The following is an 11,680-nucleotide window of genomic DNA, read 5'->3' on the forward strand; positions in this document are numbered from 1 at the left end:
ATCGTTGGCGCGTTCCGACAACGTCCGGCGTTGTACGCCATTGAAAGAATGCACACGTTTGTCGCCGCCCATCGCGGATCGAACGTGCAATTTCCGCATGCACGCGTGCCGCATCGACTTTGTCCGAATCGATGAATACGGTGGCCGAATCCGCCATACCCGATGGCATACGCTATCGGCATGGCGGCGCTTGTCCGCCGCAGCATCACAACATGGACCAACGACGGGATTCGATCACATGGCAGTCAGACAGCTCTTCATCCTCGGCACGCGCGGCATTCCCGCGCGCCACGGCGGCTTCGAGACGTTCGCCGAACGCCTCGCGCTCTACCTCACGCAACGCGGCTGGGAAGTAACGGTCTACTGCCAGAGCGACACGCCCGGCAGCGAAATCAGCGAGGACAGCTGGCAAGGCGTGCGCCGCATAATCGTGCCGGTCACGCGCGCGGGCGCGCTGGGCACGATGGAATTCGACTGGAAATCGATTCGCGACGTCACCACGCGCGACCCCGCGCTCGTGCTCACGCTCGGCTACAACACGGCGCTGTTCTGCACGTATCTGCGCTGGCACGGCATCACGAACATCATCAACATGGATGGCCTCGAATGGCGTCGCGAGAAGTGGAAATTTCACGAGCGCGTCTGGCTGTGGCTCAACGAGCGCGTGGGATGCTGGACCGGCAATCATCTGATCGCCGATCATCCTGCGATTGCGGCGCATCTGGCCACGCGCGTAAAGCGCAAAAAGATCACGACGATTCCGTATGGCGCCGACGCCGTGGATGTCGTGAGCACGATGCCGATTCGCGCGCTCGGTCTCGACGAAGTGCGTTACGGTCTCGTAATCGCGCGGCCCGAGCCGGAGAATTCGGTGCTCGAAATCGTGACGGCGTTTTCGCGGCGGCCGCGCGGCGCGCGGCTAGTTGTGCTCGGCACGTATCATCGCGATCATCCTTATCATCGCGCGGTGCTCGATGCGGCCAGCGAGGAAGTGTTTTTCCCGGGCGCGATTTACGATCAGCAGGTCGTGCGCTCGCTGCGTTATCACGCGAATTTTTATGTGCACGGACATCGCGTTGGCGGAACGAACCCGTCGCTCGTCGAAGCGATGGGCGCGGGCAGCGCGGTGATCGCGCACGACAATGTATTCAACCGCTGGGTCGCGGGACCGGAGGCGCGCTTCTTCGCGACCGAGGCCGATTGCGATATGCACATCTCCGCGCTGATCGGCGATCCGGCGACGGCGACAGCCATGGGTATTGCGAGCGCGCAGCGGTTTAGAAGCACATTCCGCTGGGATAACGTGCTCGCGCAGTATGAGGCGTTGCTGGATCGGCATGGGCGCACCGAGACCGGATACGCGCCCGCTGCGCACGCACCGCGCGCCGCCACGCGCCCCGCTGCCGCACTCGATCTCGGCGTGCGCACCGAGCGTAAGCAAGCCGACATCGCGACGGCGATGAGCGGCGAACGCGCGGGCAGCCAGATCGACTGAAGGTCGCCACACGTGGCTGCGCCCGCCCGGGCGCGCCCTGCTTGCCCACCCGTGCGTGCAGGGCTTCACGCCTCGCACGCGAGAACGCCAGACTGAGCGACGTTCCCCATGTCATCTTCAAGCCCTGCCTCCCCACGTTCGCGCGCGCAACGCGCGAGCGTGTTCGCCGCCGTCCTCGCGTTGACGGGCGCACTGGTCTTTGCCTGTACGCCTGTCGCGGCAGCAGCGTCGTTTTATCGCTTCGACATTCCGAAGATCGCACCGCACTCGATTGCCGATTTCAGCGCGCTCAATGCGCCGCTCGAGGCCGCCGATCGCCTCACGACCTGCGGTAACACGCTCTGCACGATCGGCACGAAACATCTCGTGCGTTTGTTCGGCGTGAACCTGTTGTTCGGCGCCGCGCTGCCCAACGCCGCCGAGGGCGCGCAACTCGCGCAGCGCTTACGCGCACTGGGCGTGAATTTCGTGAGACTGCACGGGCTCGATTCAATTGCTTCGTCGAACGCCGGCGGGCCAACGGGATTGCTCACTGCCGGCCCGTTCCCGACGCTGAACGACGAAGCGCTCACCCGTCTGCGCGCATTTCTCGAACAGCTGCGCTCGAACGGCATCTATACCGATCTCAATCTGCACGTCGCGTACACGTTTCGGCCGGACATCGACCATACCCAGGCGTTGCCCGACGGCCGCGCGTGGCCGACGCAGTCAAAGCCGCTGCAGATGATCGACGAAACCGCGATCCGTCTTCAAGCGCTCTATGCGCAACGACTACTCGAAGCGCTACGCGGCGCGGGCGAGCCGTCTCTCGCCGTGGTCGAAATCAACAACGAGAGTTCGCTCGTCTATCACTGGATGGACGGCACGCTCGCGCGTCTCGTGACCGGCCCGCTGCGCGACACCCTGCGGGCGCAATGGCTCGCTTACTGCGCCGCGCACCGGATCGCGCCGAACGGCAGCAATGAAGACAACGGCATCGTACCGCTAGAGACGCGCGATTCCACGCGCGCGGCGGCTTACCTCGATTTTCTCGTCGGCAAAGACCGCCAGTATCTCGACACCGTCTCACACGCGATCCGGCAGGCGAACGACCACGTGCTCGTGATCGGCACGCAGATGAATTTCGGCACCATCGCGAACTTCCGCTCGCTCGCCAGTATGGACGTCGTCGACGCTCACTTTTATGTCGATCAGTATACGTTTCCGGGCGGCATGTGGCGGTGGAACAACTGGCAGATCACCGACCGCTCGAATATTGGCACCGGTTTGATTCCTTTGCTTGGCGCAGCGTTTTACCGGTCGCTGGACAAACCATTTCTGATCACCGAATTCAATCAGCCCTGGCCGAACCGGCAGGCGTCGGAAATCTTGCCGGAAACCGTTGCATTCGCGAGCCTGCAGGACTGGAGCGGCCTGACTTTTCACGACTATGCGCAAACGCGCGAGGGCTACGACACCAAGGCGCCACTGGAATTCAGCCTGGCCGGCGACGCGACGAAGCTCGTCCAGTTCGGACAGGCGGCGTGGGCGTTCAGGACCCGCGCTATCGCCCCGCTCAATGCGGTCACGCCCTATCGTTTCGACAACAGCGTGATGCTCGATGCGGTGACGAAACGAACCATGGACGGTATCGCCGCATTGCTCGAACAGCGCGGCGTGACGAAGGCGTCCGCGCCCTTCACCGCGCGCGTAGGGTTTTCTGCGATCGGCGCGCCGCTGCCCGCCGCGCAGACGGGCAGTACCAACCCCACCGTGAACGCGACGACACAACCCGACGCGCAATTCGACATGAAAGCGCGCATGACCGTGATCGACGCACCCGCCATAGAAGGCGTCACGGGTTATCTCGAACCGGGCCGCGCGTACCGCCTCGGCAACGGCGGACGCTTTCAGCTCGAGCTCGATCGCAGCGCGCGCGGCTTCGTCTCACTCGTGCTCTCCGCGCGCGACGGCCGCACGATCGAACACTCGCATTCGATGCTGCTCACCTTACCGGGCTACGCGGTGGGATCCGCCGCTTCCGCGCATGGCCCCGCGCCGCTCGACCTGACACCAACTTCACCGCCCTTGCGCGAGGCGTTCAAGAACCCGCTCGCTATCACGTCGCCGCGATGGCGCATGGCCGATCCGGCCACGCAGGCAACCGTCAATCTGCGCGCGATCGAAGCGCCGGTCTGGATGGAGCGTATTGCTTGTACCTTCTCGTTTTCGTCCGACGCAAAGTCGCTGCGCGTATTCGCGCTCGATGCAAGCGGCCAGCGCCGAAGCGAGATCGCGGCGCGTTTCATCAGAAAGACCGCAACGGGCTTCGACATCGATTTGCAAGTCTCCGGACAAACGCCCGCGCCGTGGTTCGAAATCGCGGCTTCGGATTGAATCGCATCGCGCGCCTCACTCATTCACCCACGCATTCCATTTGCCCATGAACTATCTTCTCGCTCTCTGGTGCCTGTCGCTCGCGATGTTGCGCCAGAGAAAAATGGCGCTGCTATTTCCCATTCTGTGCTTCTTCACGCCAAAAGGATTCGGGCTGATCGACGTCGCCGCATTACCCTATTTGTCGTTGAATCGTGCGATTGTCCTGTTCATGATGCTGTCGTTCGTGCTTTACGTGATGGCGGCGGGATTCAGGATCAAGCAGACACATTTTCCGCTGGCTTCCGCGTTCACCATTCTCGGTCTCTCGTTTCTGGCTTCGCTGGTTTCGAATCCAGATACCTGGGCGTCCGACGCGGTCACGACATTCATGTTGTTTTCCGAATTGTTCTTCCCGTGCTTTCTGATCTGGAATTTCTGCCAATCGTCGCGCGATGCGGAACGCGCGCTGCGATACATCTATATCGCCGGTATCGTCGCGTCGATTTACGGCACGGTGGCGTTCGCGACGCACTTCAACCCGTTTCTCGACTACATGAAAATGACGACGCCCACGGGCCGGGTGCTCGCTGCGGACTATAGCGGCTCGGTGCGCGGCGCGCGTGCGGTGGGCATGATGTCGAACGCCATCACATATGGCGCATTTCAGGCCATGACTTTCCTGATCGGCATTTTCCTGCTGCGCGCGAATCGCTCCGCCTCGCGACTGCTCTGGTACGTGTTGGGTCAGCTCGTTCTGTTTGTCGGCATCTTCGCCACGGGTTCGCGAACGCCACTCGTATTCGCGCTGTTTTCGACGCTCGCCTTCGTCTGCCTCGCGCGCACGCGGCACAAGATTGTCGTGGTGCAGGTGGGCGTCGCCGTTTGTGCGATCGCCAGCGTAATTGGTCTGCAATACATCGAGAAAGTGATGGACTTCGCCCTTTCGGTATTCAGCGCGAATAGCGCCGCCAGCCAGTCTGGCAGTTCGCTCGATATGCGTCTCGGCCAGGCGCTCATCGCCTGGAATTTCTTTACCGACGCGCCGTGGTTCGGCGGCGGCGTATCGAAGACACGCTCGATTCTCAGCTCGGGCGCCTACCCCGACTTCTATGGCGCAGAGAGTGCGATCTTCCAGTGGGCCATCGATATGGGCGCTTTCGGGCTGTTCGCTTTCGTGGCCCTGTTCACCAGGATCTTCGCGCAAGCCCGCAAGCTGCCGAATCAGTCGGGACGCGCAGTCGTGGTGGGTATGACGGCGGGTTATATCGTCTTCGTGATCTCGACCGGCGTCCTGGAAACGATGCAGTTCTTTCTCGCGATTGTCGTGCTGATGTTCATCGCAGAGGGACGCCGCGTGTCCGCTCCCGGCCGTTATCACGCACAGGAGCGCATCGCGCATGACGCGATATCCGCAGAACGCGCTCAACCGCTGGGTTAACGCCTGCAGCAGAAATGAAAATGACCGGCGTACCTCTTGCTATGAGGCGCGCCGGTCGGGAATGCAACGTTGTGCGCAATTGCGCGCGTAATCAGCGTCCTTCGAGCGCCCCGCTGTCCAGTTTGCGCTGAAGCGCGCGCGCGAAAATCAGCAAACCCAGCGCAACTGCGCATAACGCCGCAAACACGCAGCTTGCCGCGAGGAATGCGCAGAGCTTGCCGCTATCGCGCCAAAGCCACGCAAAGTGACGCGTCGCGCCTGCGATCAGCACCGCAACGAGGACCGTCACGCCAAGCACATCGACGCGCAGCTTCCACCGCACAATCTTGCGCCCCACCACCGAACACCCAAAGCAATACGACGCCCCCGCCGCCAACGCCGCGCAGCCCGCGCCCACGCCACCAAAGCGCGGCGTAAGCAGCCAGCTCAGCAGCGCATTCAACGCCAGCACCAGTGCCGCCGCGATGCACATCGTCGCCTTGCGTTCCTTGAATTCCAATGGCTTGTGAAAGAACGGCCCCAGCGAGAAACTGAACGACGACGCCACCAGCAGCGGCAACAGCGTCGCCGCCGCGCCAAACCGGTCACCGAGGAAAAGCCGCGTCGCCGGTTCGGCCACGGCATACACGAGCGCCACGAGCACCGCGCCCGCGCACAGCAGCCACGTAATCAGATCGCCAAGCTGGCGCGCCGCCGCCTGTTCGTTGCGCGAATTCCACGCCGCCATCAATTGCGGCCAGGTCGCCGCGAGAATCGGCGCCATCACGAGATTCACCGACCCCACCACGAGCGTCGACGCCGCGCCATACAGGCCCGCCATTTCCGCACCGGACAGCGCGCGCACGAGGAGGCGATCGCAATACATCGCGAGATTCATGAAGATGAACCAGAGCGTCATCGCGCCGCCGTAAATGCGCAACTTATGAAATACCGTACGCGCGCGCCGGGAAAACAGCTTGTCGCGCACCGAACGCGCGAATAGCCCCGCACGCCACGCGCCAAACATCGCGCCCAGCGCCTGGGCTGACGTTACGGCGAGTAACAAGCCGCTCACGTCGCCCTGCCACAGCTCGCACACGAGCAGCGACAATGCGATCTTCAACCCGCCCGCACTCGCCTGTTGAATTGCATACGGCCACGCACGCTGCTCCGATTGCAGAGCCGTGCCCACCAGCGTAAACAGCGTCTGCGCCGCGATCGCGAGCACGCAGACCGGCCAGAGCGCGCCGTCGTGCGGATCGACCAGGACCGCAATGCGCGCCAGCAAATAGAGGACGGCAAGCACGCCGAGTATCGCGCTAGCGCCGATCAGCACCGCCGCTTTCGCATAACTCGCCGCGCGCGCGCCCGACCCGGCCAGATAGCGGCCCGTGGCCTGCTGCAACCATTGTCCTGCAACCGAACTGGCCAGCACGATCACGGTGATCGCAACGGTATAGCCGCCGTAAATCGATGGCGCAAGGCGGTGAGTCAGCAAAGAGATGAGGACGATGTTGAGTCCCGCGTTGCTGCCGATGCCGAGCGCGTAAGGCACATAAGTCGACCAGATCTTGCGCAAGCGTGTATTCATGACGCGTCCACCGGTCGGCGCTGCGCGAGCGCGTCGAGCAGCTTGTGCACCGACGCTTCCAGCGTAAATTGCTTCGCGAGCCCGATCGAACGCGCCGCGAACGCCGCGCGCCGCGCGTCGTCGCCGAGCAGCGCGACCAGCGCATCGCCCAGCGGTTGCGCCGCTTTCGGCGGCACGACGAAGCCGTTCTCGCCATCCACCACGAAGTCGCGCGTGCCGCCGTTGTCCGCCGTGACCACCGCGCAGCCGCACGCCATCGCTTCGAGTGCGGGCAGTCCCCAACCTTCGCTCCAGCTCGGGCACAGATAGATCGACGAGGCGTTGTAAATCGACTCGCGCAACACGTGGCGCGGCGCATCCTGCACATAGTCGATCCAGTCAGGCAGCAACGCCGGACGCGCCGACGTGCCGAACACCCTCGCGCGTAAATCGGGGAAAACGGCTTTCGCCTGCACCAGCGCCGCCACGCCCTCCGCCGCGCCCTTCCATGTGTGGGGCGAATACAGCATGCTCACGGTGCGCGTGCGCGCGTCGAGCGGCGCGGTCACGAAGAACTCATCGTGATCGACGGGATTCGGCACCTGCCACGCGGCTTCGCCCGACAACTCATGCACCAGATCGCCAAGCCAACCCGATATCACGATCTTGCGCAGCGATGAACGCAGCGTCCGATTCACGCGTTGCTCCGGACCCGACCATGTTTCGTAATGCTGAATAAAATAGAATTGCTCACCCTTGCTCGCGGGAAGCCGTTCGACGTACTCTGCGGTCCGCCACAGCGACGCCACCACTACGTCAGCGTCAGGCATGTAGCGCGAGTAAAGCGCGGGCACCACGCTGATCTTCACATCGGCGTGCATCTTCATCCACGGCACCGTTGCCGGTTCGCGCCCTTGGCCCACGCCTGCGAGCTTCGCGCAATCGGCGGCCAGCGAGCGCAGCTTCGTGCGCGTCGTGGGCCGGAAACGCCAGAGAAACAGCGTACGCGGATGCAGTACTTCGACTTCGTGTCCCGCTTCGGCGAGCGCATTCGCGTATTGGTAGACGATCTTTCCGCCGCCCGTGGGCCGGGGCGTGAGACGCGGCAAAACAAAGGTGATTTTCATGCGGTTGGGATCAGCGGCTTTCTTGCGGAAGCGCAGTGGCATCGCGCGCGGCGCTCGCCGGACGAGCCGACGCGCACACGGTATCGGCGATCGCGCGCATATAGGTGTCGACCGTGAACGCGCCCACGTAGCGCTCACGCGCGGCGGCGGCGAGGCGCGCGTAGTCGGTATCGCTCAACGCCACGGCGCGTTGAACGGCGCGGATGAAATCGTCGGCGTCGCTGGCTTCGAACAGGAAGCCGGTCGTGCCGTCCGTCACGATCTCCTTGAGACCGCCCGTCGCCGCCGCGATGACCGGCCGTCCACAGGCGAAGCTTTCGATCGCAACGCGCCCGAACGGCTCGGGCAACACCGACGGCACGAGCGCGTAGTCGGCCCACGCGTAATGCACGGAAGGGTCGTCGGTGAAGCCATGAATCTCCACGCGCTGCGCGCAGCTCGCCGCCGTTTCGCGCAAGGTGTCGAGCACGGCCTCATAACCCGGAAAGACATCTCCGACGATGCGCAATTCCAGCGGCAGCGCGTGTCCGAGCGTGCGCAGCGCATCGACCACGAACTGCTGACCCTTCCAGGGATTGACGCGGCCGATGATCGCGAGGCGCAGTACGCGTCCCTCTCGCGGCCTCACGGGCGCAACGCTGCCCTCGACGTCGACGCCGTTGTGAATCACCTTGCCCGGCAGCGCGAACGCGGCCGCCGTCGCGTGCGAGTTATAGACGAGCGCGGCGCGCGAGAAGCGCAACAATGCGCGAAACACACTCAGCGCGAGCCGCGACGGTATCTCCCGAACATGCACGTAGGTACCCGCGCGGCGCGTGCGCAACGCCGCGATCGCGGCCACGCACACCACGGTATTTACGTAGCAGATGTCATATTGCCGGAACGCGCGCACGTAGCGCCGCCACGACGACGCCATGCTCGCAAGCGTGCCGAGCGGCCGCGCCTTAAGCTTCTTCTTGCGCAACACCCCATTCTCGTCGTACTGAATCCGGCTCGCATATCGCGCCACCAGGTCGACAAGCGGCCCAGGCTCGGGCAGCACCACATCAATCAACGCGTCCGGATGGCGCTCGCGCAACGCGGCCAGCGCCGAAAGAAAACTCCGGTCGGAACCATACAGTTCCGCACCCTGATGCACCATGACGATGGTTAGCGGCTTGCTCAACGAAACACCTCGGCAACGACGTGGAAGAATCGGCTACGTGCTCGCACGGCGCTCGCAACGCGCCACGCCTTCCACAACACATAGCCACGAATCGCCAGCATTTCCAGCGGATTGCGATCGAACACGCGCAGCCACGATTGCCACAGCCAGATCTGCCGTTGCAGGATCGCGGCGGGATCGGTCGTGCTGCGCAGCGCGGAATCGTGACCGAGTTGTGCGCCGGTGATCCACGCGCGCGCGCCGAGCCGCGAGAGATCGCGGCAAAAGCGCGTATCCACGCCATAAAGGCGCAGACGTTCGTCGAACGGGCGCGGACCGAGGCGCGCGAGCAAGGCGCGGCTCATGCACATGCCGCTCATCATCGCGGTGAAGTTGCGCGGCAGCATCGCCTTGCCCGTTACGCCGGGTAGCGACGCACCCTTGATCCACTTGAGGCAACCGGGGCTGATGGTCTTGTCGCCGTGCATGATGCGCGGCGCGTACACATCGGCCTCGCGTGTTTCGATCGCCTCGATCAGTTCGCGAAAGAAGCGCGCATCCACGCGAGAGTCCTGATCGAAGATCGCCACGTAAGGACGGCTGCTCGCACGCACGAGCGTGTTATAGACCTTCGACAATGGCTCGTTCGCCGCCGACGAACAGTAACGCCACGGCATGCGTAGAAAATCGGCGGGCGGCGGCGCAGGCTGCTCGCGCGCGTTGTCCCAGATGTGCACTTCGGCGTCGATGCCGAGGGCGGCGAAATCGATCTGACTCAGCGTCATCAATGTTTCGGCATCCTGAGGATGGCATCGATACAGCACGACGATCATATCAATCGCCTGCATGATGCTCGCTCTCCAGCCGGCTGCCCACGACGCGCGCGGGCACGCCCGCCACGATCGAATACGGCGGCACGTCGCGCGTCACCACGGCGCCCGCCGCGATCACGCAGCCCCGCCCGATCGTCACGCCGCCCAGCACTGTCACGCGCGCGCCGATCCAGCAATCCTCGCCAATCGCAATCGGCTTGCGCGTGGTGCCCTGCTCGCGGATCGGCCGCGCAAGGTCGGCGAAATTATGATTCTCCGGATGCGCGCTGAAATGCTGGCCGATGATCGTATTGCGCCCGATGCGCACGCCGCCCGAACCGCCCACACTGGAGAATTCGCCGATACCGCAACCGTCGCCGATCTCGATGTACGCGCCAGGCCGCGCGATATCGGTGCCCACGACGAGCCGCACATACGCGCCGATCGTCGCGCGCGCGCCGATACGCAATCCGTCGCGCCCGAGGCCGCTGAGGATCGCGCCGTCGCCGATGGTCGCGTAACGGCCGATGCGAACCTTGCGGCCAAAGCGCAGTCGCACGCCGCGTCCCACGAAGCACGGCGTCGCGCGCGCGCAGCGCAATGTCGTCAGCAGCGTGCCACGCGCGAGATTCACGCTCTGCTCGGAGAGAAACAGCAGCACGTCCAAGCCGCCGATATCGGGCGCCAGCGCTTTTCCGGGGCGAATGCGCCGCAGCGCAGCGTTAACCATGCCCGTCAGCATGCGCGTGCCCGGCGGCGAGCGCCGGTCTCGGTGTGTGTCATGAGTGATCCGTCACGTGGGGCCATCAGGTCGCCGCAGCAAGCGTTTCGGGCAGCGCCACGCCGTCGAGACAGCAGCGCAGCGCGGCGTCCCATTCGGGCGCGCGCAGACCGAAAGTACGCCAGAGCTTGCTGCAATCGAGCGCGGAATTCGCGGGGCGTTGCGCGGCCGTGGGCCATGCGCCGCTGTCGATCGGGCGCACGTCCGCCGTGCTGCCCGCGATCGCGGCGATGGTCGACGCGAAGTCGTGCCACGAGGCGCAGCCGGACGCCGTGAGGTGATAAAGGCCCGAGCACGCATCCCACCACGCGCCGCGATCGTCCGCCGCGAGGCTTTGCGCGACGATATGCGCGGTCTGCGCGGCAATCGTCGCGCTCCACGTCGGCGCGCCGAACTGATCCGCGACGACGTCGAACGTATCGCGCTCCTGGGCGAGCCGCAGCATCGTGCGCAGGAAGTTCTTGCCGCGCATGCCATAGACCCAGCTCGTGCGCAGAATCAGATGGCGGCAGCCGACGTTCGCAATCGCGCGCTCGCCCGCCAGCTTCGAAAAGCCATAGACGCTCAGCGGACGCGCGGTGTCGGTCTCGACATAGGGCGCGGTCTTCGTGCCGTCGAACACGTAGTCGGTCGAATAGTGGATCAGCACCGCGCCCGCGCGCTTCGCTTCGAGCGCCATCACATGCGGCGCTTCGGCGTTGATGCGATACGCGAGTTCGCGCTCGGTCTCGGCGCGCTCGACCGCCGTATAGGCTGCCGCGTTGATTACCAGTTGCGGACGCAGATCGCGCATGACCTGCACGATCGAATCGGGATCGCTGAGATCCAGACCCACGCGCTCCGGCGCGACCACGCGGCCCAGCCCCTGTAGCGAGCGCATCAGTTCGTGGCCGACCTGGCCGTTACGGCCGGTCAGCAAAATCAGCGGAGTCGCGCGCCCGTTTTGCACGCCGATACTGCTGCTCATCTGTTCATC

General features: G+C 64.3%; 9 protein-coding genes. 3 read left to right on the top strand and 6 right to left on the bottom strand.

Annotated elements, in window-relative coordinates; genetic code table 11:
* Positions 1-238: 238 nt before the first annotated feature.
* The 3 genes from SB764_RS21285 to SB764_RS21295 all read left to right on the top strand — a co-directional run bounded on the left by SB764_RS21285 (position 239) and on the right by SB764_RS21295 (position 5,291).
* Positions 239-1,495, top strand: a complete 1,257-nt coding sequence (locus tag SB764_RS21285; protein ID WP_074986523.1) for a DUF1972 domain-containing protein — start codon at positions 239-241, stop codon at positions 1,493-1,495.
* Between the two features lie 159 nt (positions 1,496-1,654).
* Positions 1,655-3,871, top strand: coding sequence for a hypothetical protein (locus tag SB764_RS21290; RefSeq protein ID WP_410864783.1), 2,217 nt, complete (start codon positions 1,655-1,657; stop codon positions 3,869-3,871).
* A 46-nt stretch (positions 3,872-3,917) separates the two neighbouring features.
* Complete coding sequence (locus tag SB764_RS21295) at positions 3,918-5,291, top strand: O-antigen ligase family protein (protein WP_074986526.1); 1,374 nt, start codon at positions 3,918-3,920, stop codon at positions 5,289-5,291.
* Between the two features lie 91 nt (positions 5,292-5,382).
* Here SB764_RS21295 and SB764_RS21300 read toward each other — a convergent pair whose 3' ends face one another.
* From SB764_RS21300 to rfbD, 6 genes are all read right to left on the bottom strand, one after another.
* Positions 5,383-6,861, bottom strand: a complete 1,479-nt coding sequence (locus SB764_RS21300) for a lipopolysaccharide biosynthesis protein (protein ID WP_410864785.1) — start codon at positions 6,859-6,861, stop codon at positions 5,383-5,385.
* Positions 6,858-7,967: a glycosyltransferase family 4 protein gene (locus SB764_RS21305; RefSeq protein WP_260183656.1), complete on the bottom strand. Its 1,110-nt coding sequence runs from the start codon at positions 7,965-7,967 to the stop codon at positions 6,858-6,860. The genes SB764_RS21300 and SB764_RS21305 overlap by 4 nt, the downstream gene beginning before the upstream one ends.
* A 10-nt stretch (positions 7,968-7,977) precedes the next feature.
* Positions 7,978-9,132 carry a glycosyltransferase gene (locus tag SB764_RS21310; protein ID WP_146229941.1) on the bottom strand — a complete coding sequence of 385 codons (1,155 nt, stop codon included), beginning with the start codon at positions 9,130-9,132 and terminating at the stop codon, positions 7,978-7,980.
* A complete protein-coding gene (locus tag SB764_RS21315; protein ID WP_410864787.1) occupies positions 9,129-9,959 on the bottom strand; it encodes a glycosyltransferase family 2 protein in 831 nt (276 codons plus the stop codon). The genes SB764_RS21310 and SB764_RS21315 overlap by 4 nt, the downstream gene beginning before the upstream one ends.
* The gene (locus tag SB764_RS21320; RefSeq protein ID WP_410864789.1) at positions 9,946-10,653 is read right to left on the bottom strand and encodes an acyltransferase; all 708 of its coding nucleotides are present in this window, start codon (positions 10,651-10,653) and stop codon (positions 9,946-9,948) included. The genes SB764_RS21315 and SB764_RS21320 overlap by 14 nt, the downstream gene beginning before the upstream one ends.
* A 76-nt stretch (positions 10,654-10,729) precedes the next feature.
* Positions 10,730-11,671 (bottom strand): dTDP-4-dehydrorhamnose reductase, encoded by a 942-nt coding sequence (gene rfbD / locus SB764_RS21325; protein WP_183716467.1) that lies wholly within the window; start codon positions 11,669-11,671, stop codon positions 10,730-10,732.
* Positions 11,672-11,680: the final 9 nt, after the last annotated feature.

The organism is Paraburkholderia sp. SIMBA_027 (assembly GCF_046535315.1).
In the GTDB taxonomy this organism is placed as follows: Bacteria; Pseudomonadota; Gammaproteobacteria; order Burkholderiales; family Burkholderiaceae; genus Paraburkholderia; species Paraburkholderia tropica.

Bases quoted from the DNA above. Each gene is read 5' to 3' on its own strand.
- SB764_RS21285 (WP_074986523.1), top strand. From the start codon at position 239: ATGGCAGTCAGACAGCTCTTCATCCTCGGCACGCGCGGCATTCCCGCG.
- SB764_RS21295 (WP_074986526.1), top strand. From the start codon at position 3,918: ATGAACTATCTTCTCGCTCTCTGGTGCCTGTCGCTCGCGATGTTGCGC.
- SB764_RS21300 (WP_410864785.1), bottom strand. From the start codon at position 6,861: ATGAATACACGCTTGCGCAAGATCTGGTCGACTTATGTGCCTTACGCG.
- SB764_RS21305 (WP_260183656.1), bottom strand. From the start codon at position 7,967: ATGAAAATCACCTTTGTTTTGCCGCGTCTCACGCCCCGGCCCACGGGC.
- SB764_RS21315 (WP_410864787.1), bottom strand. From the start codon at position 9,959: ATGCAGGCGATTGATATGATCGTCGTGCTGTATCGATGCCATCCTCAG.
- SB764_RS21320 (WP_410864789.1), bottom strand. From the start codon at position 10,653: ATGGTTAACGCTGCGCTGCGGCGCATTCGCCCCGGAAAAGCGCTGGCG.
- rfbD (WP_183716467.1), bottom strand. From the start codon at position 11,671: ATGAGCAGCAGTATCGGCGTGCAAAACGGGCGCGCGACTCCGCTGATT.